Below are 24573 nucleotides of genomic sequence, written 5' to 3' on the forward strand. Positions count from 1 at the left end.
GGGGTAATATGATCATCCATGATTTTTTGGATAATGATTTGTATAAGTTCACGGCAATGAATGCCATACAAAAGAAGTTTCCGGATTCGGAAGTGGTTTATCGTTTCGTGAACAGGGGAAATACGAGTTTCCCTCCCGGTTTTGCTGATGCTTTGAAAAAAGAGGTGGAGGCTATGGCGGGAGTGGTACTTTCAAAGGAAAACGAGAAGTTTATGCGAGCAAAATGTTATTATTTTGATTCGGTGTTTTTCGACCTTTTGAAAGGTTTTCGTTTTAACCCTGCCGAGGTGAAGGTGAGTCAGGAGGGTGGAAAGCTAGATGTGGAAATTCGAGGCTTGTGGTACCGGACCGTGTTGTGGGAAGTTCCTTTAATGGCGATGATCTCCGAATTATATTTCCGGATGACGGGACAGGTTGCCCGTGATTTGGAACGAAATGCAACGGAGAAAGCAAGAGCCTTTGCGGATATAAAAGCGGAAATTTCCGAATTCGGAACCCGGAGAAGATACTCCTTTGACGTGCAGGATCGAGTGATCGGCATATTGAAAGAGAATATGAAGGGCTTGTTGAACGGGACAAGTAATGTTTATTTTGCCATGAAATATGATTTGATTCCGATGGGTACTCATCCCCACGAATGGTTCATGTATCACGGGGCGCATTTCGGTTATCGGTCGGCGAATGCCTTGGCGTTGGAAAATTGGGTGGATGTTTATGACGGTTATTTGGGTATAGCCTTGACAGACACGTATACTTCCGATAATTTTTTTAATAGTTTTGACACGAAGTATGCCAAGTTGTTTGATGGTTTACGTTGGGATAGTGGTGATCCTTTTGAATTCACGGAGAAAGCATTGGAGCATTACCGGAAACATCGGGTGGACCCGAAAAGTAAGACGATCGTGTACAGTGATGCGTTGGATCTGGAGGGAGTGAAAAAGATCAAGGCTTTCGTGAACGGACGTCTGCATGACGTGTATGGAATCGGAACGTATCTCACGAATGATGTGGGGGTCACACCATTAAATATGGTAATCAAGTTATTTGAATGTCGTCCGAAAGGGAGCGAGGTGTTTTTGCCTGCCGTGAAGTTGTCGGATGTAGAGGGAAAACATACGGGTTACCCGGACGAGGTCGATTTATGTTTGAGAATGTTAAGATTAAAATGATGAAAGGATATTTATTTTTGGAGTACCCGGCGTGTGGTACTTGCCGGAAGGCGAAAAAGTGGTTAGACGAGCAAAAGGTGGATTACACGGATCGGCATATCGTGGAAGAACGCCCGACACGGGAGGAGTTGAAAATATGGTTCGAGAGAAGTGGTTTACCGTTGCGGAAGTTCTTTAACACGAGCGGGTTGTTGTATAAATCCATGCAGTTGAGAGAGAAACTGGACGGGATGAGCGAGGAGGAACAATTGGAGTTATTGGCATCTGACGGGAAGTTGGTGAAACGTCCCTTGGTTATCGGGGAGGATTTCGTGTTGGTGGGATTCAAGCCGGAAGAGTGGGAAAAGGTATTGTTAAAATAATAGATAGTTTTTTATGTTAGTTACGTACGAGGATATACGGAATGACGAGAGTATAAAGTGTTATATCACGGAGGCCGACAAGGCCTTGTCCGCTTTAGGATATACAGAACATTCATTCCCCCACGTGGTGAAAGCGGCGACGATGGCGGAGATGATTTTATTAACTTTGAATTACCCGAAGCGAACGGCCGAACTGGCCAAGATTGCCGGGTATATGCACGATATTGGCAATATCGTGAACCGGATTGACCATGCACAGAGTGGTGCGGTAATGGCATTCCGATTGCTGGACCGGATGGGGATGGATCCGGCGGAGATTGCAATGGTCATCAGCGCTATCGGTAATCATGACGAGAGTACGGCTGCTGCCGTGAATCCAATAGCCGCCGCCTTGATTTTGGCTGATAAAACGGATGTGCGGAGAAGTCGGGTGCGTAATCAGGATTTTGCGAGTTTTGATATTCATGACCGGGTGAATTATGCCGTGGAAGAATCCAAGATTTATTTTAATGAAGATCATTCGGCTATTATTTTGGATTTGAAGATTGATACTTCTATTTCGGCCGTGATGGATTATTTCGAAATCTTTTTGGGGCGGATGATGTTGAGCCGGAAGGCTGCCGAGTTTTTGAATATCAGTTTTGAACTGGTGATTAATGGTCAAAGGTTGTTGTAAATAAACCTTGTGATATTTTTCAAAACTTTTTGCGTGCGAAGGAGTGGAATAAGCAATTGTGGTCGTGTGGAATATTATTATAAAATGTTTATATTTGCGAAAGAACAATGCTTTTCATTATGGCTATCGTATCGCATAAAGAGTTTAAGGCTTTCTTCGAGACTTTTTTTATTCCCGTTTACACGTTGATGCAACGTTACACGGGCGAGCGTGAATTGTCGAGAGATTTCACACAGGAGGCATTCGTGAGAGTGTTTGAGCATCGGGGAGAGTTCGAGACGGAAGAGAATGCCAAAGCTTTCTTGTACACCGTAGCCCGTCGTATCTATCTGGATCATTGTAAGCATCAAAAGATAGAAAATCAGTACCAGAATCGGGTAAACGAGGAAGATCCCGAAGAATATGATTTTTTGAAGGAGGTTACTCGACAGGAGGTGTCCCGAATATTGTACGATGCTGTTGATAAGCTACCTTCACAGACTCGTTCGATTATTTTATTGAACTTGAAAGGATTTAACAACACGGAAGTGGCAGAACGGTTAGGTGTTTCCGTGAATACAATTAAATCATTGAAAAAGAGTGCTTACGTGACGTTAAGAACCTTGCTGTCAAAGGATCTTTTGATGATTTTGTTCGTTTTAGTCGATAAATAATTTATTTTTACACTCACCCACTTTTTTTTCTCAATCGTCTTCTTAATAAACGCTAAATTTAAATCGTATGAATTTGCTAAGAAGACGTTTTAAAATTGCTCATTTGATCGCGGAAGAGTTTGCCGGGGTGATTACGAAAGAGAATCAAGCCCGGTTGGAGCAATGGCGTGTAGAAAGCCCTGCCCATGCGAAAGAATATGATGAGATCCGGATATATATCATGACGGAAAACGAGCGTAGGAAGAAAGAAAAACAAACAGTAAAGAATGAGTGGCGGAAATTTGAGCGTGTTCATTTCAGAAAGTATGTTATTTGGAGAAGAATAGGCCGGTGTGCGGCTATTATGGTGATGCCTTTATTGGTGTGCGGGTATTTCGTGTCTTCCGAGTGGAAATCCTCGGAAGTCATGATTGCTGACAACGTGGAAATTGTTCCGGGGACAGGAAGAGCCCAGTTAATTATGGCTGACGGAAGATTCTTGAAATTGGAACAAAAAGAAGATATGAAATTGGATTTACCCGGGGTAAAAGTAGTTGCGACGGGAAAGAAAATTGTTTACCGGGCAATAGAAGAAGAAACGAGTACCCCGAAGGTGGAGGAGTACAACACGTTGGTTGTACCTCGCGGGGGAGAGTATATGCTGGAATTGTCGGATGGGACGAAGGTGTGGTTGAATTCCGATTCCGAGTTGCGCTTTCCTGTTACGTTTGTCGGGGATAGGCGAAACGTGGAGATTGAAGGGGAGGCTTATTTTGAAGTAGCAAAGGATGAGGGGAAACCTTTTCACGTGTTGGCGAATGGGGCGGATATAAAAGTGTTGGGAACAAGTTTTAACGTGATGACTTACCGGGGACGTACGATTACGACTCTTGTCGAGGGTGAAGTCTGCTTGACGTATAAGGATGAATCGGTACTTATGGTACCGGACCGACAGGCCGAGGTGATCACGGAGACCGGAAAAATTTTGATGCGAGAGGTGGATGCAAGGAATTTCACGTTATGGAAAGATGGTGTGTTTTATTTCGAAAATGCGGCTTTGGAGACGATTGCCGAGCGTTTGTCACAATGGTATGATGTTAATATAATTTTTAATGATGAGGCATTGAAACAGTTGAGATATTCGGTTGAAATGAAACGCTATAATAATATTCAGGATTTATTAACTAAAATTGAAAAGACACAAAAAGTAAAGTTTCTAATTCAAGGAAAAAGTATTTATATTTATAAATGGTTGGAAACCTACGATTTACTAGAGTGAACCTTGAAAAGAAAATCCCTATAATAGGGGATTTAGAGAACAGATTTCAAAGGTTACTTTTGTCAAAAATTTACTAGCATAATCGAATTCGAAAAATTGTAATGTAACTTTAAAATGATGCAAGCAGGTAATGTAGCCCCATTACCTGCCTACTAAGCTCATCATTAAATGAAATGTGAAACCTAAAAGCAAAAGTATGAAAAAAAATGACAACCCCAACAGCTTGAGGAGATTCAAGCTGTGGAGAAAATTGTTAATCGTGAAGTTGCTATGCGTGTGCTTGTTCTTGCAAAACACTGCTTTATCGGCAAGTGTTTACTCGCAAGAGTTAAAATTAACGTTGAAGGGGAATGATATTAGTCTGACCAATATCTTTTCCCAGATTCGGGAAAGTAGTGATTACACGTTTGTATATAATCTGGATGACATTCAAAATGTACGGGTGAAGTCTCTGGATGTGAAAGATGCATCTATCCGGGAGGTTTTGGACAAGTGCCTGAAAGGAACAGGATTTTCTTACGAGATCGAGGATCACGTGGTGATTATACGTCCGGATCGTCCGGCCAAGCAAGAGGTGAAAAAGGTGACCTTGAAGGGGATCGTGATGGATAAGGATTCCGTGCCGATAGCGGGAGTAACTGTCCTGTTAAAAGGTACTTATGTGGGAGTTACGACAGATGTTTCCGGGAGTTTTCAGATGACGATTCCCGAACAGAAGGAGATATTCCTGCTATTTTCGTTCGTGGGGATGGAAACGCAAGAGGTGAAGGTGACGGACGTGAATAAACCGTTGCGTGTGGTGATGAAAGAGAAAGTTGACCAGTTGGAGGAGGTGATCATTACGGGATATGGACAAACAACGAAAGATCGTTCGACAGGATCGACGGCCACGATTGGAGAAGAGGCTTTTACGAATAAGGCCATTCCCACGGTGGATATGTTATTACAAGGACAGGTTGCCGGAGTGAGTGTGATGGCGGTTTCCGGACGTCCCGGAGAGTCTGCTAAGGTGAGAATTCGGGGAACGAACACGTTGAGTGGTGATGCCGAGCCTTTGTGGGTGGTTGACGGGGTACCTTTGCAGCAAGATGTTCCGAAGATCTCCAGTAACCGTATTAATTCCGGGGGGCTGAATGATATTTTTGTCCGGGGGGTAGCGGGAATTAACCCGAATGACATCGCAAACGTGACGATCCTGAAGGATGCTTCTGCTGCCGCAATTTACGGTTCCCGTGCTGCCGGGGGAGTTATCGTTATCACCACGAAGAAAGGGAAACCGGGAAAGATGACCGTTAATTATGCCGCTAATTTTTCCATGGGGTTAAAACCTCAACGAGATGCAAAACTGATGAATTCATCGGAAAAACTGGCTTGGGAGCAAGAATTATGGGATGAATTCTCGGCAGATGCTTACGCTAACAATATCGAAAATAACAGAAAAGACCATGTTGCTATCGTGGGGCTTGTCGGGATGTTACGGGCTGGTAAGTTAGGAAAGAACAACACGCTTTGGACACATGATGATTTCGAGACGATGACAACCGCCGAACAGGATGCTTATATCACGGAATTAAAGAAGAGTTCGACGGATTGGTTTGATGTGATTTTCCGTAATTCATTTTCCATGTCGCATAATATTTCTTTTTCGGGAGGTTCCGAGGATGTTACTTACTATGTTTCGTTAGGATATAATCAGAATAACGGTTTGGTAAAGGAGACCGATTACGAGCGGTATAGTATTAATACCAAGGTGAACACGAAACCGACGAAACGGATAGACTTGGATTTCGGGATTGATTTGGCTAAACAAAAATCCAGAGGGGCCTCCATGAACGTGAATCCTTTTCAGTATGCCTATTTTGCTAATCCTTACGAAAAACCTTATAACGAGGATGGCAGCTATCGTGCTGATATGACTTATTTCCTTTTGGGATCTTTGAGTGACGGGGTGGGTGCCAATATACCAATTGTGCCGGCCAATGGTTTTAATATCCTGCGGGAGATGCGGGAAACATCGGGGGATGCCGACCAGTCGAATGTAGTGGTACGGGTAAATCTGAAATATCAGTTTACGGATAAGATTCGATTTGATGGTCTGGCCTCGTACACCTACACGAATAATCGCATGGTGGATATTAAAAAACAGGATTCCTACGCGGCTTTTGAAGATCATCTTTATTTTGATGATAATAACCGGGAATTGATTCCTTACGGGAATATCGAACGGTCGGAGTCTAACGCCGATAGTTATAGTGCCCGTGGATTTTTCACTTACGATGATATATTTGGCAGTCATCGGCTTTCATTGCTGGCAGGAGCCGAGTTACGGGGAGATAAAACGGTAGCTACTTCTCAAAAACGATATGGGTATGACCATGTTACGGGAAATTCATCTATTCCTCTTCCACCTAATCCATCGGTAAATGACGTGAATCGTTATGCCGAGTTGATTGATTTGTTGTCTAGGGAAGCTACCACGGAGAACCGTTTCGCATCGTTTTATGCCTCGCTGGATTACGGGTTCATGGAGCGTTATCTGATGAGTTTGACCTTTAGGACGGATGGGTCCAATAATTTTGGTAGTGACGAACAGTTTAACCCGACGTGGTCTTTGGGATTGTTGTGGCATATTGACAGAGAGTCTTTCATGTATTCGCTTTCCCCGGTGATCAGCCGCTTAAGTTTGCGGGCAGCCATGGGATATACGGGAAATATCGTGAAATCCGTGAATAAAGAGTTGGTGCTTGGTTATTCGACAAATTACTGGGAAGGTTTACGTACGGGAACGGTAAGTGCGGCTCCTAATCCTAAGGTGCGATGGGAGAAGACGAGAGATATGAAACTGGCCCTTGATTTCGGTTTGTTTAATGACCGGGTTACCGGGTTGGTTGAAGGATATTACAGGAAAAGTACTGATTTAGTTTCAAGCGTGAATATGCTTTCCACGACTGGTTTCATTAATCAGCCTTATAACACGTCGACTGTCGTGAATAAAGGTTTGGAAGGAACTTTACGGGTGAAAGTACTGGACAGAAGAATGTACGGTTTGACTCTAGGAGGAAATATAGCATTGAATCGGAATAAACTGACTAAATTCAAACGAGACGGGGAGGGGATCATGACAGACGGAACATACGAAGGTTACCCGTTGGAGGCCGTGTTTACCGGACGTTACACGGGAATTGACCCGCGGGATGGAGTTTACACTTACGAGTTGCGCCCGGATGCACAAATATATCAAGGCTCGGATTTACAGGTAGCCGATAATTACCGTTATTATCGGGGGACTTCCATCGCTCCGGTGACAGGTGGTTTTAGCCTGGAGGCCCGTTATCGTAATTTCCGGTTGAGTGCGGGGGCTTATATCTCTTCGGGAGCGAAGATTATCAACAAGATAAATTCCCCGGCCAGTTATAGCGTTGTGACTTCTTATATCACGGGTGAAAAGCCACAAACGGCTTATAGTGACCTGTACAGGAATCACTTGAATGTTAGAAAGGACATGGTCAATCGTTGGAAAAAAGAAGGTGATACCGGTGTGAAATATCCCCGTGTTGTTGACTATTTGGGGCAACGTCTTTCGCTTGACGAGTATAACGTGACCAGGCAAAACATTACGGACGGAACTTATTTGGAGAATGTTTCTTTCTTAAGAATACGGGATATTACCTTGTCCTATAATTTGCCTCAGGACTGGACGCGGTATATGCGCCTTTCCTCTGTGTCGGTATCTCTCACGTTTAATAATTTCTTCACGTTCACGAACTATTCGGGGATAGACCCGGAAACTTCGGGAGCAATTTACCCACTGACTCGTTCTATTAATTGGGGTATAAACGTGGGTTTCTAAGTATACAAGTTAAATGATAGAAAATAGATTTATGAAAAAGGTAAGTTTATATATAGGTTTAGCGCTGTTTTTCGCTTTCACGTCCTGTACGGAATATTTGGACGTGAAGGATAAGGGACAGGTGATCCCGGAAACAGCCGAGGAGTTTTCTGCGTTGATCCATAATCATTTGCGGAATATAGATGAAGGAAATGATTATGCGATTTTAGGGGCTTACACGACCACGGTTTCCTATGAAGGGTATTCCGATAATCTTGATGGAGATTTGAACACGACGGATCGGGTGCCTTTGTACGTGGGGACGGACATCAATAGTATGACTACCCGTTATGGAACGCTTTATTCTGTCATCAAGGATTGTAATATTATCCTTGATAATCTGGAGGATCAGACTTCTGAATTAGGGAAAAAGACGATGGCTATTGCTTATGCGTTACGGGGGATTTGTTACTATAATCTGATGCGGGCTTATTGTGAACCTTACGATAAGGCGAAGGTTTCCACGATGAATGGGGTTCCGTTAGTGGTGACCTTTGACATGGAAGGTAAACCGGCTCGTTCGAGGATGCAGGAGACGATTGATTTTATTATCAATGATTTGACCACTGCAATCAAGATGAATCAGGCCGATAAACAGTATCGTTTTGATGTAAACGTGATGAAATTTTACTTGGCTCGGACCTATTTCTGGACACAGGAATGGGAACTGGCCGCCGCCACGGCCAAAGAAGTGCTGGACGTGTATCCTTTGGTGAAAGGGGAAGAATACGTGGCCATGATGCAGAGTGAAGTTGACCAGAAAGGGAATGAACTTTTACGTTCGGGGATTAAAAAACATTTGGGTTACACGGATTTGGAATTCGGTTACGTGCAAGGACGTCCGGTGTCACAAGGGTTGATTGATTTATTCACGGAAAAGGAAAATGATATTCGGTTTGATCTGTTCTTTACTAAAAAGTTATTGAATCGCAAGGCACTACGGTCCGTGATCCGAAGTGCGGAAATGTGCCTGATCATGGCCGAGAGTTATGCACATTTGAATAACACGAAAGATGCCCTTTATTATCTGAACCTCATTCGCTCGCACCGGATTTCGTCTTACACGGATTATACGGAGAACTCGTTACCGGTTGTAGATCAGAATGCTTTGATACAAACAGATGCCACGGGTAAGGCTTTAACTCCTTTGTTGGCCGCTATATTGAATGAGCGAAGAAAAGAGTTCTATATGGAGAATGGCGACCGTTGGTTTGAATTGAAACGAAATGGATGTCCTGAATTCTGGTGGGGATATGCCGGGGTGAAGTACGAGACGCAGAAGTTCTTGTACACCTTCCCGTTACCCAAATCGGATATAGCGTTGAATCCGGCATTGGAACAAAATCCCGGTTATGATGTGTATTAATTAAAATGAGACAGATATGAAGACAATAAAATATATAATCGCGATTATAGTACTTGTTTTTTCCTTGATGGGATGTAGCGAGAACGTGAAGGATATGCCGCCTCGCGTGACGGATGTTAACAATGAATTCCGGTTACCCTCTCCACCGAAGTTGACGAATGCGGAGAGTGATATGGTGCAGGCTAAAAGAGATGCCTATAATGAAGCTTATGGTGATTAACATGATAAAATAGCGAGTTATGCGAAAGATATTATTTATATATGTACTGATGCTGGCGACCTGTTTCCTGACAGCTTGTTCGGATGATGATAATAACGCTCCGACGTTAAGTTTTGGGCGTCCGATCTATATTTTGAAAGCGGCGGCACCTCTTGCCGTGGAGGTTATTTCTTCCGTTCCCGTGACAGAGTCTGTTAGAGTTCCTTTTGATATTTCGGGGTCGGCTATATTGGATGAGGATTACACGATCGAGACGGATGCTTTCACGCTTGAACCGGGGAAAACGATTGACACGATCTGGATTACCCCGAAGGAAAACGTGACTACCCGACGGGAAATTCGTTTGGCATTGAAAGAGGTGAACGGTTTCCAACTTTGGAATAACCGGGTAGCGATGATTCCTGTTGAGACGAAAGATGTTTTCTCGTGTTCTTTTGAGGATTCTAAATATGATCTGAAAAACGAGGTGATTGTCAAAATGGGATTAATGGTAAATGGAAAGATGTATTATACCCGGAATGACGAGGTGCGTGTTCCTTTTGAGATCGATCCGGCATCAACCGCGGTATTAGGGGAACATTATGAGATTGTTGGAGGGAAACAGGAGTTAGTGATGGTTGGGAACTATAAATCTACGGCCGATGTCACGCTCCGTTTCTTGAAAAATGAAGAAGGAAAAGATAAAGTGATTTTCCGTATGCAGGAAGGGGGCTTGTTTGAACGAGGAAATAATGCGGCCACGACAATCACGGTTTCCGGCCCCACGACTTTTAAAGCGTTAGTTGGGAAATGGGCATTCAGCGAGATCACGAGCGAGAGTTTTATTCGTCGTATGGCCGGGTACGTTGACCCGAATGATTGTGATAATCTTCCATTAGACAATAGGTCCACCGATGTGATTCAATTTATTGCCGGAGCAAGTAATACGTTAAACGTGGATCAAGTACAGGGTGATCTGTTGAAGTATCTGCGGAATTGTGAAGCCGAGTTCGGGGAGGAAGGTCCTTGGAGGCTATATGAACAAACCGGAATGCCGTCTCGGGACGTGATTACCTTGTATTTGAGCAAGGCGAACGTGAATTATTCTGCAACGAGCATTGACGAACGCAGGGTTTTCGTGGGAGTGAGATTATTGAACAAAAATACCACGTTGGAATTGCGAATCGTGGATTATGAACCGACGGACTTCCTGACGAGATCATACTACGACCAGCTACATCCCGGATGGGGTGAACCGGACGAGTTCCCGATGAAGGATCTTTACCCGTTGGTGTTCCACTTCACGAAAGTCGAAGAGTAAGTTTATAAGGTTCATAAAGTTTGTAAGGTTTATAAAGTTTATGAACTCTCTACGGGAAGTTTTGTTCATGGCTGTTCTGGTTACCGAAGGCCGCCTGTTACTTTATGAACCTTATAAACCTTACAAACTTTAGAACCTCTTTTAATGTCTTAATATAAAATTGAAAAGTATGAAAAAATGGATGCTAGTATTGTTCGTGGCACTTTTCGTGCTACCTTGTTTGCGGGATGCCGAGGCAGCTGGGCGGAAGAAGAAAGGTAAAAATGCCGTGACGGCTAAGGTGGCGGAGAAGAAGAGTGCTTATGACAAATTATTTCAGAAAAAATCGTGTGAGACGGTGAAGAGTAATTTCATCACCTTGCACAAGGTGGATGGGAAATTGTATTTCGAGATTCCGGTGAAATATCTGGGACGGGAAATGTTGTTCGCGTCCACGTTGACCTCGACTTCCAGTAATGATTTCTGTGACGTGGGTTACAAGCAAAATGACCCGTTACACGTGCGTTTCACGAAGATCGACAGTACTATTTACCTGAATGAGGTAAATGCTTTCGTGACCTCGAATCCGAAAGAACCTTCTCTGAAAAAGGCTATCGACAAGAACTTTGCGGATGCCGTGTTGTACTCGTACAAGATTGCAGCTTACACGCCGGACAGTACGGCCGTGGTGATTGATGTGACTCCGATATTCACGACGGATATGAAAGAATTTGCCTTTCTTCCGACGACGATTATGGGATTGATCCAGTTGAATTCTGTCTTTAACAAAGATTGTGTTGCTTTAGGGGAAGTCAAGGCGTTTGATGATAATTTGAGCGTGAAGTCCATGTTATCTTATAAAGTATCGTTGAAATTCATGTCGTTCTCGTTCTTGGATAATATGCCGTTGACGGCCACGGTGACCCGTTCTCTATTGTTATTACCGGAAGAGAAGATGCGTCCCCGGATTTCCGATTCACGGGTAGGTATTTTTATCACGAGTAAACAACACGTCTCCACGGAGAGGGATGGGATTCAGGATTACACGCTGGCCAACCGTTGGCGTATGGAGCCTAAAGATATGGCGGCTTTTCAGCGGGGGGAACTTGTGGAACCCGTGAAACCGATCGTGTTTTATATTGATGATGCTTTTCCGGAATTGTGGAAACAACCGATAAAGGAGGGTACGCTACGGTGGAATGAGGCTTTCGAGAAGATCGGTTTTAAGAATGCCGTGCAGGTACGTGATTTTCCGAAGGATGATCCTGAATTTGATCCGGATAACCTGAAATATTCCTGTATTCGTTATTTACCTTCTTCGACGGCAAATGCGATGGGACCGTCGTGGGTGGATCCGACAACCGGGGAAATTGTTAATGCCTCTGTTTTGGTCTATAACGACGTGATTCGTTTGATTAATAACTGGCGTTTCGTGCAGACGGCACAAATCGACCCGTCCGTGCGGGCAAAGAAGATGCCAGATGACATCGTGAAAGAATCCATCGCTTACGTGGTGGCTCACGAGGTGGGGCATTGCCTCGGTTTCATGCACAATATGTCGGCCTCTGCCGCTTACCCGGTGGATTCGTTACGTTCCGCATCTTTTACCAACACGTATGGGACAACACCCTGTATCATGGATTACGCTCGTTTTAATTACGTGGCTCAACCCGGAGACAAGGGCGTACGTTTGACCCCACCGGATTTAGGTGTATATGATTGTTTCCTAGTGAAATGGAACTATCAGCCCTTACCACAGGTGAATGATGAATGGGAAGAACAAGCTATTCTTGAAAGTTGGGTGGACGAGAAAGCCGGAGACCCTCGCTATCGTTATGGAAGGCAACAGATTTATTCCCGTTATGATCCGAGTGCTATTGAAGAGGACTTGGGGGATGATCCGATGAAAGCCGGGGAGTACGGGATAAAGAATTTGAAATATATCTTGTCTAATCTCGGAGAATGGGTAAATGACGATGCGGATTTCACGCACCGGGAAGAGCTTTACAAACAATTGGCGAATCAATACTATCGTTATATCATGAACGTGATGTATAACGTGGGAGGTATCTATTTGACGGAAGTGAAAGACGGTACGAAGGGACAGCGTCATGAGCCGGTTTCAAAGGAAAAACAACGGGCTTCTTTGGCGTGGATACTGAAAGAGTTCAAGTCTTCGGATTGGTTGAGCAAGACGGATTTGAAAAAGAATTTCGCCATGGGAGTGGACATGACTCCGGTACTGCAAAAAAGAATACTGGACCAGTTGGAACGTTTGACCGGAAATATCATATTGTCATCTCATCTCGCATCTAATCCATACACGATTCAGGAATTCCTGACAGACTTGTATAATGGTGCGTTTGAAAACACGGTGAAAGGACGTGCTTTGACGGATGCCGACAAGATGCTGCAACAATTTATCGTGGATGTTTCCGCCAGTTCGTTGAAAGATGCCGGAGGGGGAGCGTTGCGGATGTTGACGGATGCGGCTTATATGCCTTCCGTGGAAGAGATTGCGGCTTACGGGTTGGATGAAACCGGATTGATTAACAAATATCTTGATCAGTTCCGACAAGTGGAGCAAGAACATGGCCCCGGTTACGTGGCACAACAGATGGCGTTAAATGAATTCGGTTATGGATATGGTTTCGTGAGGAAAGTGAATACCGGAGAGATTGATAATTCTAAAGTGTACTTGCAGGATATGGCTTTGAAGGCTCAACGGCTTTTAAATTCCAAGATTGCGGGGGCGACAGGTGACACGAAGATTCACTATCAATCGTTGTTGATGAAGTTGAATAAGTCTTTGAAGGATAGTAAATGATGAACGGGACTGTCCGATAAGTCATTTTTCAAAACTCCCTCCCCCCTTCGGGGTACTCCCTCTATAAACAGAGGGAGAGCTGAAATATTCCCTGTCTTCGGGAAGAGTCACCAGCTCCTCCTCTGTTTATAGAGGAGGTGGCACGAAGTGACGGAGGAGTTTTTTGAAATAAAATGACTTTTTGGACAGTCTTTTTTTATGATTCTAAACTCTCGTAGAAGAATTTCCAAAGTGTATCATTCATAGGTGGAGGGGCGACGATCGTGATCTTTTCCTGTTTCACCGGGTGAGTGAACGTGATTGACCGAGCGTGAAGACTGATTCCACCTCCCTCATTGGAACGGGGGAAACCGTATTTCAAGTCCCCTTTGATCGGGCATCCGATCTTTGCCAACTGGCAACGAATCTGGTGATGGCGTCCCGTGCAAAGTTTTACTTCCAACAAATAGTAACGTTGTCCGCATCCCAATAATTTATATTCCAGGATGGCCTCTTTCGCTCCACTTTTGGGTTTATTGTAAGCATAGGATTTATTCTTTTCAGCATCCCGCACCATGTAATGGGTTAGTTTAGCATGATCTTCTTCGGGAAGATTACCCACAATCGCCCAGTATATTTTGGTGATTTCCTGATCATGTTCCTGGAACATCTTGTTTAACCTTACCAATGCCTTACTGGTTTTGGCGAACAATACGACTCCACTAACCGGGCGATCGACCCGATGAGGAATTCCGAGGTAAACATCCCCCGGTTTGTTGTACTTCTCTTTGATGTATGCCTTAACACGCTCGCTGAGAGGTTCGTCTCCCGTCTGGTCAGCCTGCACAATATCGGAAACCTTTTTGTTGATAGCGATAATGTGGTTATCCTCGTATAATATTTCCAGATTCTTCATGTATTTTTGATTTATGATTTACGATTTATGATTCGTGATTTTTAATCTAAAATCTAAAATCATAAAATCTAAAATTTTAATATTGTTCTCTCTCGTTCGGGAAGTTACCGCTTTTTACATCGTTGATGTAATTACCCACGGCTCCTGTCATTTCAGCATATAAGTTGTGGTAACGACGTAAGAAACGAGGAGAAAATTCCTGATTGATTCCCAGCATATCGTGAATCACGAGAACCTGTCCGTCAACGCCACCCCCGGCACCGATTCCGATGATCGGGATGGTTAGTTCTTTGGCGACTTGGGCAGCCAGTTTTGCCGGAATCTTTTCCAGCACGATGGCAAAACATCCGGCCTCTTCCAAAAGGTGGGCATCTTCGATCAGCTTTTTAGCCTCTGCGTCTTCTTGGGCGCGTACCACGTAAGTACCGAATTTATGGATACTTTGCGGGGTCAGTCCGAGGTGTCCCATAACCGGGATTCCGGCTGACAGGATACGTGTTACGGATTCAACGACTTCTCGTCCGCCTTCCAGTTTCACGGCATCGGCACTTGTTTCCTTCATGATACGGATTGCCGAGCAAAGTGCCTCTTTACTGTTTCCTTGGTAGCTACCGAAAGGTAGGTCCACGACAACCAGCGCGCGATCTACACCTCTCACCACGGATGCCCCGTGATAGATCATTTGATCCAGCGTGATCGGCAGGGTCGTTTCGTTTCCGGCCATCACGTTAGAAGCGGAGTCTCCCACTAGAATCACGTCGATCCCGGCATTGTCAATAATTTGAGCCATCGAGAAATCGTAGGCCGTTAACATACTTATCTTTTCCCCCTTGAGTTTCATTTCTGATAACACGTGGGTGGTCACTCTTTTTACTTTCTTTTGAACAGACATAGTAATAATGATTTACGAATCCTCGGTATGATTACTTGGATTCGGGTTCTTGAAATGTTCCGATAAGGGTTTGCGACCCCGTTACTTTTTGGCCGAGTTTCACGTCAATTTTAGTTCCTAACGGTAGGTACAAATCTACCCGGGAACCGAATTTGATGAATCCGGCATGTTCGTTCTGGCGGGCTTTCCCCCCGACCGGAGCGTATGAAACAATACGTTTAGCCATGGCTCCGGCAATCTGTCGCATCACGATTTCTTGTCCGTTGGTTGCCTCGATAGCAATGGTTGTTCTTTCGTTTTCCGTGGAAGACTTGGGCAGGTAGGCCGCCATGTATCTTCCTTGGTGGTATTTGAAAAATTTGATTATTCCGTTGATAGGAAACCAGTTAATATGAACATTGAAGATGTTCATGAAAATGGAAACCTGTATACATTGTTTTTTCAGGTATTCGGGTTCGAAGGTTTCTTCCACGACCACGATTTTCCCGTCGGCAGGGGCGAGGATCGTGTTATCCTTCACGACAATGTGCCTGTTGGGGAAACGGAAAAAGTTTACCATCAAGAGGTACAAAATTCCGCTGACGATCAGTACCGCCCGGAAAACAATGATATTAGGGATGAAGGCATACACGAGTACATTGATGAAAGCAAAGAGTACGAATGCTTTGAACAATAATATATGACCTGCTTTATGTATCTTCATATTAATTTCGTTACGTTAGTAAAACAGCGGGCAAAGTTAATACATGAATTCCATATAAACAAAAATAGCGGGAATTGTGAATATAATTGCATCGAATCTGTCCAAAATGCCCCCGTGTCCCGGTAGTATGTTGCCGGAATCTTTGATCTCGATGCTACGTTTAAACAGGGATTCCAGTAAATCCCCGTATATCCCGAAAACAACCACGATACATGAAATAATGGCAGTGTCCCGGATCGTGTAACCCTCGATATATGGAGACACGCACAAACCGACAATAATGGTCATCAGTCCCCCGCCAATGGCTCCTTCCCATGATTTCTTGGGCGATATTCTGGGGAAAAGTTTATGTTTCCCGAGTAATGAACCGGAGAGGTAAGCGAAGGTATCGTTAACCCACACGAGCAAGAACGGGAAAAAGATGATTTCCGGCATCCATTTCCCCGAGGTCATGTAGGGTAGGTATATTAGCAACGTGAAAGGTAAACTGATGTACAACAAGGCGTAGTAGGAGAAGGCTATGTTCTGGAACCCGTTTCCCCTTTTCCGGTAGAGTTCACAGATAGACATGATGAAGGTCAACAGGAAAAAATAGAGATAGCCGTCCTTGTAATTGATGTAATTATGTAAGAATCCCACGGTGAACAGTACGCTCCCGCAAAGGATGCAGAAGAACAGGTTCACGTGGATGTTCATGTGTTTCGCCATCCGGCTGAATTCCATCAGGCCAAGAATGTTGATGATAAAGAACAGGATATAAAAACAAATGGGGTGTATGAAAATACACCCTGTTAGTACTACGACAAACAGCAAGCCGCTGATTGCTCGTTTTAAAAAATTACTCACGATCATAATAGTCTTTAATAACTTTCTTGGCTTCTTCCTGGTCATCCCGGCTGACCATCACGCTGATGTCGCCAAAGGTTTGGTAAGAAGAATCTTTTTGATTCAAAATCACGGCCGGGATTCCCGCCTCGTCCAGTAGATCTTTCACGATCCCTGCTTCGAGTTCGCTTGTTGTTGTGAAAACAGATACCCAATTTTCCATAGTCATCGGTTTTAAGTTTATACTGTTTTTTCCTGTCGGGAATCCTTCCGCCTTGCCGTTACAATTCTTCCGGCTGTTGTGTCTCCTCTTCTTCTGTCCACGGACGTTTCCCGAGAATATTTTCCAAGTCATCACTAAAGATAACTTCTCGTTCGATCAGCAATTCTGCCACCTGTCGGTGTTGTTCCCTATGATCGCTCAATAGCTGTTTGGCTCGCTCGTAAGCGGCAGAAACCATATCTTTTACCTCGGCATCAATCAATTCTGCAGTCTTCTCGGAATAGGGCTTGGTAAAGCTGAAATCGCTCTGACCCGTGGAGTCATAATAACTCAACATTCCCACCTTGTCACTCATCCCGTAGATGGATACCATGGCGTAAGCCTGTTTCGTGGCACGTTCGAGGTCGTTTTGCGCACCCGTGGATATTTCCCCAAACACGATTTCCTCGGCAGCCCGTCCACCCAGCACGGAACACATCTGATCCAGTAATTGGTCTTTCGTGGTAATCTGGCGCTCCTGCGGCAAGTACCAAGCGGCACCCAAGGCTTTTCCTCGCGGCACGATGGTTACTTTCAATAGCGGGTGAGCGTGTTGCAGTAACCACGATACGGTAGCGTGTCCGGCCTCGTGATAAGCAATCGCTTTCTTTTCACTCGGTTTGATGACTTTGCTGCGGTTTTCAAGTCCGCCCACGATACGGTCGATAGAATCCAGGAAATCCTGTTTTTCCACGGCCGATTTATTTTTCCGGGCAGCGATCAGCGCGGCCTCGTTTGCCACGTTGGCGATGTCCGCACCGGAGAATCCCGGGGTTTGTTTTGCCAAAAAGGCGTAGTCAATGTCTTCGGCGAGTTTCAACGGTTTCAAGTGAACCTTGAAAATCTCTTCCCGATCTTTTAATTCCGGAAGATCCACGTATATCTGGCGGTCGAAACGTCCGGCACGCAACAAGGCGCTATCCAAGATGTCTGCCCGGTTCGTGGCTGCCAGTATGATTACTCCCGAATTGGTTTCGAAACCGTCCATTTCGGTCAATAATTGGTTCAGCGTGTTTTCGCGTTCATCATTGGCTCCCATGTTCGGGTTTTTCCCTCTGGCTCGACCGATAGCGTCGATCTCGTCAATAAAGATGATGCAGGGGGCTTTTTCTTTAGCCTGTTTGAACAAGTCGCGTACGCGGGAAGCTCCCACGCCGACAAACATTTCAACGAAGTCCGATCCCGACATGGAGAAGAACGGCACGTTTGCCTCTCCTGCCATGGCTTTTGCCATCAAGGTTTTACCGGTTCCCGGAGGGCCAACCAGCAAGGCTCCCTTCGGAATTTTACCTCCCAGTTTGGTGTATTTATCCGGGGATTTGAGGAAAGATACAATCTCTTCCACCTCTTGTTTGGCCTCTGCTAACCCGGCAACATCTTTGAAGGTAATCTTTATGTTGGATTCTTTGTCAAACAATTTCGCTTTGGATTTCCCGACATTGAAAATGCCGCCACCGCCGCCACCACCGCCGGCTCCCTTGCTCATGCGACGCATGAAGAATATCCAGATTCCCACGAATATCGCGATGGGCAGGAATAATGTAATGACTTCTCCCCACCAGTTGAAATCGTCTTTATAGTCAATGAATACGTCGGATGCTTCTTCCGGGTATTCTTTCTGTGCATCTTGTAAATTCTTTTCAAATTGCTCCAGCGTTCCGAAAGGTACGTAGTATTGCGGACCTACACTTTTCTGATTAAATCCTTTTGCCACCAGATCGCTGTGGGTTTCCACTTTCTCCGGTTTCAAGGTGATTTCGGCTTTACCGCCATTTCTGACGATGTAAATATCCTTTACCTCTCCTTTCGCTAAAAGGTCTGTTTTAAACTTCTGCCATGAGATCCGTTCCGGATTCGAAGGCATACTGAAAAATTGAATCCCGATAATGAAAGCGGCAATGATGATAAACGACCAGTAGCCGCCGAATTTCGGGCCTTTATTGTTTTTTCCCCCGACAGGAGGGAAGTTGAAACTATCCTTTTTGTTATTTTCTGCCATATTTAATTTTAATTTTCTTCTACATTCGTTATTTCCGCGTCAGCCCAAAAATCTTCAATTTGATAATAATCTCGTTGTTCTTTTTGAAATATATGTACAACCACATTTCCGTAATCCAACACCACCCACTGGGCTTGTTGTTCTCCTTCCACGTGTAATGGTTTTTCTCCCAATTTCTCGTTGGCTTCGTCGTAGACAAAGTCTGTAAGACTGGCCACGTGCGTGTTGGAAGTTCCATGACATATTACGAAAAAACTACAGAAACAGTTCTCAATTCTTCTCAAATCAATTTTTACAATATTAACCCCTTTATTTTTGTTCAGCGTTTCAATAATTTGTTCCACTAATTTTTCTGCTCCACTCATTCTTTAAAAACTAATTTCTAATTAAGGTACAAATATACATTTTAATATTTAATCCAAACGTGTTTTGTAAGTACACTTCACTGTTTTTTATACAAAAAGCGTACCTGTAATTCCCGCTATCAGCTATTATGACGAATTGGCATAAAATAAGTTCGGTTTTTGTCCTGTTTTTTATGACAAGGGATGAACTTCCGGATGGTTTATTTTTCTTAATTAGTTTGTATTGTAATTATTTCAGGGCTTTAAGGGCGATTTTTCGACAAAGCCGGAAATCTTTTTCCTGCAAGGGGGATTTTTTCGTACCGCCTCTCTCGACGGTGGCGACGATCTTGAATCCGCTCCATTTGAGAATTTCCTTTAGTGCTTTGACGGTTCCTCTCGTTTGGTTGAAAAGTATATTGAACGGGTAGGGAGTCGTGCAGGTACTCACGATGATGGCTTTTTTCCCCTTGTGTAGCGGTAGGGGAATTCCCTTCGGGCTTTCGCCCATCATCCCGTAAACGATGCGGTCGAACAGGAGTTTTAATTCTCCCGGTAGGTTTCCCCAGTAACACGGGGAGCCGACGACCAGCACGTCACATTTGTTTATTAATTGAAGAGTGGTTTGAGCCCCGTCTTCTGGGAGAACACAAGTTAAGTTTTTCCGGCAACTCATGCACCCGTTACAGGGCTTTATTTGTAAATCGTGAACGTGGATGACTGAAACGTTCGCTCCCTGTTTTTCACTTTCTTCTTTTATTGCCTCCAACATTTTCGAGATGTTCCCGTTTTTCCGGGGGCTTCCGTTTATAATCAGTATGTTCTGCATGAGATCGTTCATTGTGAATTTGTGATTATTCAAAATTAGCTATTTATTTTTACTTGGAAAGATATTGATCGTGTAAAAAATGAATATCCTTTTTTAAAGGTAATAATATACTATTATATAGGATAGGTCTGGGGGTTAGGTACGGGGTGATCTATTATTAATCGTGTGTTACATGTTAAAGTAGGAATAGGGTGTATGTTATCTTTGTATAAATCCTGTTAAAATGGCGGCGATAATCGGGCGATAAGGCGGCGATGATCGGGCGAAGGCGCCTAACAGGCAGGCAACAGTCTGGTAACAGTGAGGCAATTCGGATAGAAACGGCAAGTAAAACGATTATTTTAGTGTAGGAAAAATAGTTAGGAATGTAATAAAGTATAAAATTATTTGTATATTTGTGTATGTGGAGGATTGGGGAAATTGAAAGTGTAGGGGGATAATTTTCCTGTCATTATTCGTTAGTGAAGATGTAAAAAATATTTTACGTTTAAAATTTGAATATAATGAAAAGGAAGGTCGTTTTTAAATTTTTGAAATCCAGTATTTTTTTTGTTTTGACCATATTCTTGTCTTGTAATGACGATTATTTGGGGAAAGACATACAGATGGAGAAATTGGATGAGATTGGAAAGGCTTTTATGGATCATTTATTAGCCAGTCCCAATGGAGAACAGCAATGGAAAAAGTTGATGCATCAAGGAGATCTCCCTCCCAATGAAGTTGCGCTTATTTTCCAAGGAAATAGTGGATGGCGGTATGTATTGCCATTATTAAAAGATAATGCACTTGAAGGAATGGTAATATTTCCAATTGAAGTTGGTGAAAATGATAAATATTTGTCAGAAAGTATTATTGAGAACCCTGTAATAATAGATAAAAAAGAGTTTAAATCCACTCCTTTTGTACAGGGGGTACTAAGATCTTCTGTTTCTACAAAATGGCAAGAAAAAGGTATTGTTGTTGATGAAAAATTGATTGTTAGTCAATCAGATTTAACTCAATTTACACCTCTTTCAAGGGGTACTGGAGGTGTTTTTCCAGCACGTTATACTCTTATTGCTCACAATTATTTAGATTATGAGGGAAATGCTGTAATAAGTGAAATGAATAAAGATCGGTTAGAGGCGGTTGTACATGATGTCGCTGGTACTCTTCCAGGACATTTAGAACTGGAACTAATGTTCGATGATAGTGACGATGTTATTTATGTGATAACTTCTCATGAAGAGGTTGCTATATATTTTTATAATCAATTAGTTTCTTATCTCCAGGATAGGCATCATTGTGAAATTACTTTTGAGTTTCTTTGGATGACAAGTTCTCCAGGAGGTACGGGAGGTGGTATGGGAGGTGGCATGGGAGGAAGTTCTGAAGGTTCTCCTCATTCTTCGGGAACAGAATTGACTGAGGAAAAGCAAGTACCCGATAATATTGTGGTAAATTTAAAGACAAGTTCCTTATCTGGTCAAGTTGAGATTGGTGATGTGTATTATTTAATGTTAGATATTTATAATACTAATCCTCAGGGACGTATTCCTAATATCGAAAATATAGAATATTTTGTTCGTCGGTCAACCACAGGACAAGGCGGTTCCTTGGGAGAGACAATAGACATGGTATATACACGTAAAGCTATTTCTGCCGGAACCTTTGAATTTGTTGCCGTTATACAAATTGAGGGAACGACAAACAAGATATCTTCCAATACGGTTACTATAAAAGAAATGTGCCCTTCGATTTCCAAGTTTAAAGACTTGCCTGTGGTCCAAAATCGTGCGATAGAATTGTGGAATGAGACTGTGAATTATAGTAGGCAACATAAAAGTACTCATGAAACATGCGAATTCGGTTGTTTTGTCTATTTGAATACGAGAACAGGAGAATATCATTGTGGACCAACAATACCAGGAGAACCAGTGAAACTTACTGGCCCCGTTAAAGGAACTGTTCATTTTGTTTATTCTCCGCAAAACTATGATCCTAGGGAAACTTTTGATTTGATAGTAGGAACAATACATTCCCATTATCCTATGATTTGGGCTGCACCTGGTCTTGAACGTGATCCTGGGCCATCTGTGGATGATAAAAGTGCCGAATTACCAGGGATCGTGTATGATTATTCTCAAACAGTATTTGCGGGAGATTCGGTGGATATGCCGAATAATTTAAAAAAAATGTATATTTATGGACCTAGTAGAAGAGAAATACCTTAAAATAATGTAAAGATGAAAAAAATTGAATTCGTGTTGCTTGTTGGATTTTGTTTCTTAGGGATTAATGGAATGGCTTATTCTCAAGAGCAAGACACGGTCGTGATAAAAGATAGCATCGCTAAAATGAAACTTGATAAGAAGCTGATTAAGTTAACAAAACAGGTTGTTTTGAAACATGGACCGGATTATTACCGAGAGTGTAAAGAACCTGTTATCAGATACAGGCGAGTGAGGAAAAATTCGCCTGATCTTCATCCATCGATTTCCATGAAAAACGTGGGGCGAGTGTATTACACGGTGGAGTATCCTTATGATATGGAAAAAGAAACGTTCTGTAATGAATATTCTGCAAAAGTATTTTTTTGGGAGAATTTGACCGTTTTTCATGTTTCCTTCGGACTTGGCATGGGTATTCGAGATTACGATAAATTATCACGGGCAGAAAAAAACAAGATTGTAATACCTTTCAAGAAATATAAACCCGGTAAGTGGGTGCGTGATACCGTCCGGAATGATAAAGGTGATATCATCGACATCTTGAATCGTTACGAGAATTAGTTATAGGGTATTGATGAGGACTGTTGTGGTAAAAGTGTTTTGTACGTTTGTTGTAGAGAAGTTATTAGAAATTTGGATGACACGTGAAATTATTACTATATTTGGAATGGCGGAAATAAATCCGGTATTTGAAGGTGCTGGGTGATGTTTTTCGCTACTAATTAATTGATTGTTATTAGTTTATCTCCTTGCGTAAGGAGATAGGTCGGATAGAAAAAAGAATGATTAAGAGTTAAGAAAATTAAATATTAGTTCAAAAGAGATGGAAAAATATCTGATACCGTTAGTGCCGGGACCTGTTGCTGTCCCTCAGGAGATTTTGAAAGTTGCTGCCACGAATTTCGGGTCTGCCGATTTTGAGCCGGAGTATCTGGCTTTGTACAAGGATACGGAAAAATTGTTGCAGAAGATGATGGAAACCCGTAACCGGGTGGTGATTCAGACTGGAGAAGGTATGTTGGTGTTGTGGACGGCTTTAAAAAGCACGTTGAAACCGGGCGATCGAGTGCTGGTGCTTTCTACCGGGTTGTTCGGTGAGGGATTCGGCGATATGGCCAAGGCGCTGGGATGCGAGATTCGGGTGCTGGATTTCGGTTATGATGAGACGATTCATGACTTTGATGCCGTGGAAAAAGCGATCGTGGAGTTCAAGCCGAAGATGATCACGATGGTGCAGAACGAAACGCCTAGTGGGACGACGAACCCGGTCAAGGAAATCGGTGATTTGAAAGTGAAACACGGGGTACTGTTGCTTTGCGTGGACATCGTTTCCGGTCTGGGCGGGACCCCGATACACGTGGACGATTGGCACGTGGATTTCGCCTTGGGTGGTTCGCAAAAGTGTCTCTCGGCCCCGGCTAATATGTCATTCCTTTCCGTGAGTGAGGAGGCTTGGAAGATCGTGGAGGAGGTAAATTACGCTGGATACGAGGCATTGTTACCTTTCCGGAATGTAACCGAAACCGGGTACTTTCCGTACACGCCCTACTGGCAGGGAACAGCCCAGTTGCATAAGGCTTGCGAGCTGATTTTCGAGGAAGGGTTGGAGAGTTGCATCGCTCGTCACGAGAAGGTGGCTGCCTACTGCCGTGAACGGATTAAGGAGATGGGATTGAAGATCTACCCCGTGGAAGGAGCCGTGTGTTCCCCGACCGTGACCGCGGTTTACGTGCCGGAACACATGACTTGGGAGCGCTTGGATTCGGAATTGAGAGTGCAAGGGATGGTCGTGGGAGGCAATTATGGTAAATTGGCCGGGAAAGTATTCCGGATCGGACATATGGGTTCCCAGGCAAACATCAACCTGATCAAGGAGGCAATGGATATACTGGAAACAGTGGTTCATGATATTTAA

At 43.6% G+C, this 24573-nt stretch carries 21 protein-coding genes; 13 read left to right on the plus strand and 8 right to left on the minus strand.

All coding sequences use genetic code 11. The features are described from left to right. Positions 1-8: 8 nt before the first annotated feature. The 10 genes from pncB (at position 9) to F1644_RS21115 (ending at position 13699) form a co-directional block, all read left to right on the plus strand. Entirely contained in the window at positions 9-1169 is a 1161-nt protein-coding gene (pncB, locus tag F1644_RS21070) for a nicotinate phosphoribosyltransferase (protein WP_087419857.1), read from the plus strand. Continuing rightward, positions 1169-1531 (plus strand): arsenate reductase family protein, encoded by a 363-nt coding sequence (locus tag F1644_RS21075; RefSeq protein WP_162613711.1) that lies wholly within the window; start codon positions 1169-1171, stop codon positions 1529-1531. The genes pncB and F1644_RS21075 overlap by 1 nt, the downstream gene beginning before the upstream one ends. Positions 1532-1544: 13 nt before the next feature. Continuing rightward, positions 1545-2207 carry an HD domain-containing protein gene (locus F1644_RS21080; RefSeq protein ID WP_087419859.1) on the plus strand — a complete coding sequence of 221 codons (663 nt, stop codon included), beginning with the start codon at positions 1545-1547 and terminating at the stop codon, positions 2205-2207. A gap of 119 nt (positions 2208-2326) precedes the next feature. Then, complete coding sequence (locus F1644_RS21085; RefSeq protein ID WP_118305101.1) at positions 2327-2860, plus strand: RNA polymerase sigma factor; 534 nt, start codon at positions 2327-2329, stop codon at positions 2858-2860. 67 nt (positions 2861-2927) lie between these two features. Next, the gene (locus F1644_RS21090; RefSeq protein WP_118305058.1) at positions 2928-4118 is read left to right on the plus strand and encodes a FecR family protein; all 1191 of its coding nucleotides are present in this window, start codon (positions 2928-2930) and stop codon (positions 4116-4118) included. Positions 4119-4314: 196 nt separating this feature from the next. Next, positions 4315-7968, plus strand: coding sequence for a SusC/RagA family TonB-linked outer membrane protein (locus F1644_RS21095; RefSeq protein WP_118305057.1), 3654 nt, complete (start codon positions 4315-4317; stop codon positions 7966-7968). A gap of 31 nt (positions 7969-7999) precedes the next feature. Next, on the plus strand, positions 8000-9373 hold the full coding sequence (locus F1644_RS21100; RefSeq protein ID WP_118305056.1) for a RagB/SusD family nutrient uptake outer membrane protein: 1374 nt from the start codon (positions 8000-8002) through the stop codon (positions 9371-9373). A 16-nt stretch (positions 9374-9389) separates the two neighbouring features. Further along, on the plus strand, positions 9390-9593 hold the full coding sequence (locus F1644_RS21105) for a hypothetical protein (RefSeq protein ID WP_087419863.1): 204 nt from the start codon (positions 9390-9392) through the stop codon (positions 9591-9593). A 19-nt stretch (positions 9594-9612) separates the two neighbouring features. Continuing rightward, positions 9613-10893 (plus strand): hypothetical protein, encoded by a 1281-nt coding sequence (locus F1644_RS21110; RefSeq protein WP_118305055.1) that lies wholly within the window; start codon positions 9613-9615, stop codon positions 10891-10893. A gap of 169 nt (positions 10894-11062) precedes the next feature. Then, on the plus strand, positions 11063-13699 hold the full coding sequence (locus F1644_RS21115; RefSeq protein ID WP_118305054.1) for a zinc-dependent metalloprotease: 2637 nt from the start codon (positions 11063-11065) through the stop codon (positions 13697-13699). A gap of 196 nt (positions 13700-13895) precedes the next feature. Here F1644_RS21115 and F1644_RS21120 read toward each other — a convergent pair whose 3' ends face one another. From F1644_RS21120 to F1644_RS21155, 8 genes are all read right to left on the minus strand, one after another. Then, a complete protein-coding gene (locus F1644_RS21120; RefSeq protein WP_118305100.1) occupies positions 13896-14585 on the minus strand; it encodes an RluA family pseudouridine synthase in 690 nt (229 codons plus the stop codon). Between the two features lie 85 nt (positions 14586-14670). Then, entirely contained in the window at positions 14671-15486 is an 816-nt protein-coding gene (gene panB, locus F1644_RS21125; RefSeq protein WP_087419866.1) for a 3-methyl-2-oxobutanoate hydroxymethyltransferase, read from the minus strand. A 31-nt stretch (positions 15487-15517) separates the two neighbouring features. Next, positions 15518-16189 carry a phosphatidylserine decarboxylase family protein gene (locus F1644_RS21130; protein WP_087419867.1) on the minus strand — a complete coding sequence of 224 codons (672 nt, stop codon included), beginning with the start codon at positions 16187-16189 and terminating at the stop codon, positions 15518-15520. A 36-nt stretch (positions 16190-16225) separates the two neighbouring features. Continuing rightward, the gene (locus tag F1644_RS21135; RefSeq protein ID WP_087419868.1) at positions 16226-17041 is read right to left on the minus strand and encodes a phosphatidate cytidylyltransferase; all 816 of its coding nucleotides are present in this window, start codon (positions 17039-17041) and stop codon (positions 16226-16228) included. After that, complete coding sequence (locus tag F1644_RS21140; protein WP_087419869.1) at positions 17028-17237, minus strand: putative signal transducing protein; 210 nt, start codon at positions 17235-17237, stop codon at positions 17028-17030. The genes F1644_RS21135 and F1644_RS21140 overlap by 14 nt, the downstream gene beginning before the upstream one ends. Positions 17238-17295: 58 nt before the next feature. Then, entirely contained in the window at positions 17296-19275 is a 1980-nt protein-coding gene (ftsH, locus tag F1644_RS21145) for an ATP-dependent zinc metalloprotease FtsH (protein WP_118305053.1), read from the minus strand. 8 nt (positions 19276-19283) lie between these two features. After that, positions 19284-19640: a ribosome silencing factor gene (gene rsfS, locus F1644_RS21150; protein WP_087419871.1), complete on the minus strand. Its 357-nt coding sequence runs from the start codon at positions 19638-19640 to the stop codon at positions 19284-19286. Between the two features lie 229 nt (positions 19641-19869). Next, entirely contained in the window at positions 19870-20460 is a 591-nt protein-coding gene (locus tag F1644_RS21155; protein WP_317147139.1) for a flavodoxin family protein, read from the minus strand. A 491-nt stretch (positions 20461-20951) separates the two neighbouring features. On the opposite strand from F1644_RS21155, the gene F1644_RS21160 reads away from it, so the two are divergent. The 3 genes from F1644_RS21160 to F1644_RS21170 all read left to right on the plus strand — a co-directional run bounded on the left by F1644_RS21160 (position 20952) and on the right by F1644_RS21170 (position 24573). Beyond that, complete coding sequence (locus F1644_RS21160) at positions 20952-22661, plus strand: hypothetical protein (protein ID WP_118305052.1); 1710 nt, start codon at positions 20952-20954, stop codon at positions 22659-22661. A gap of 12 nt (positions 22662-22673) precedes the next feature. Continuing rightward, positions 22674-23219 carry a hypothetical protein gene (locus tag F1644_RS21165; RefSeq protein WP_118305051.1) on the plus strand — a complete coding sequence of 182 codons (546 nt, stop codon included), beginning with the start codon at positions 22674-22676 and terminating at the stop codon, positions 23217-23219. Positions 23220-23481: 262 nt separating this feature from the next. Further along, entirely contained in the window at positions 23482-24573 is a 1092-nt protein-coding gene (locus tag F1644_RS21170; RefSeq protein WP_118305050.1) for a pyridoxal-phosphate-dependent aminotransferase family protein, read from the plus strand.

It is taken from the genome of Butyricimonas paravirosa (assembly GCF_032878955.1).
In the GTDB taxonomy this organism is placed as follows: domain Bacteria; phylum Bacteroidota; class Bacteroidia; order Bacteroidales; family Marinifilaceae; genus Butyricimonas; species Butyricimonas paravirosa.

Coding starts and splice junctions, on each gene's coding strand:
- pncB (WP_087419857.1), top strand. CDS start 9: ATGATCATCCATGATTTTTTGGATAATGATTTGTATAAGTTCACGGCA.
- F1644_RS21075 (WP_162613711.1), top strand. CDS start 1,169: ATGAAAGGATATTTATTTTTGGAGTACCCGGCGTGTGGTACTTGCCGG.
- F1644_RS21080 (WP_087419859.1), top strand. CDS start 1,545: ATGTTAGTTACGTACGAGGATATACGGAATGACGAGAGTATAAAGTGT.
- F1644_RS21085 (WP_118305101.1), top strand. CDS start 2,327: ATGGCTATCGTATCGCATAAAGAGTTTAAGGCTTTCTTCGAGACTTTT.
- F1644_RS21090 (WP_118305058.1), top strand. CDS start 2,928: ATGAATTTGCTAAGAAGACGTTTTAAAATTGCTCATTTGATCGCGGAA.
- F1644_RS21095 (WP_118305057.1), top strand. CDS start 4,315: ATGAAAAAAAATGACAACCCCAACAGCTTGAGGAGATTCAAGCTGTGG.
- F1644_RS21100 (WP_118305056.1), top strand. CDS start 8,000: ATGAAAAAGGTAAGTTTATATATAGGTTTAGCGCTGTTTTTCGCTTTC.
- F1644_RS21105 (WP_087419863.1), top strand. CDS start 9,390: ATGAAGACAATAAAATATATAATCGCGATTATAGTACTTGTTTTTTCC.
- F1644_RS21110 (WP_118305055.1), top strand. CDS start 9,613: ATGCGAAAGATATTATTTATATATGTACTGATGCTGGCGACCTGTTTC.
- F1644_RS21115 (WP_118305054.1), top strand. CDS start 11,063: ATGAAAAAATGGATGCTAGTATTGTTCGTGGCACTTTTCGTGCTACCT.
- panB (WP_087419866.1), bottom strand. CDS start 15,486: ATGTCTGTTCAAAAGAAAGTAAAAAGAGTGACCACCCACGTGTTATCA.
- F1644_RS21130 (WP_087419867.1), bottom strand. CDS start 16,189: ATGAAGATACATAAAGCAGGTCATATATTATTGTTCAAAGCATTCGTA.
- F1644_RS21135 (WP_087419868.1), bottom strand. CDS start 17,041: ATGATCGTGAGTAATTTTTTAAAACGAGCAATCAGCGGCTTGCTGTTT.
- F1644_RS21140 (WP_087419869.1), bottom strand. CDS start 17,237: ATGGAAAATTGGGTATCTGTTTTCACAACAACAAGCGAACTCGAAGCA.
- ftsH (WP_118305053.1), bottom strand. CDS start 19,275: ATGGCAGAAAATAACAAAAAGGATAGTTTCAACTTCCCTCCTGTCGGG.
- rsfS (WP_087419871.1), bottom strand. CDS start 19,640: ATGAGTGGAGCAGAAAAATTAGTGGAACAAATTATTGAAACGCTGAAC.
- F1644_RS21155 (WP_317147139.1), bottom strand. CDS start 20,460: ATGAACGATCTCATGCAGAACATACTGATTATAAACGGAAGCCCCCGG.
- F1644_RS21160 (WP_118305052.1), top strand. CDS start 20,952: ATGAAAAGGAAGGTCGTTTTTAAATTTTTGAAATCCAGTATTTTTTTT.
- F1644_RS21165 (WP_118305051.1), top strand. CDS start 22,674: ATGAAAAAAATTGAATTCGTGTTGCTTGTTGGATTTTGTTTCTTAGGG.
- F1644_RS21170 (WP_118305050.1), top strand. CDS start 23,482: ATGGAAAAATATCTGATACCGTTAGTGCCGGGACCTGTTGCTGTCCCT.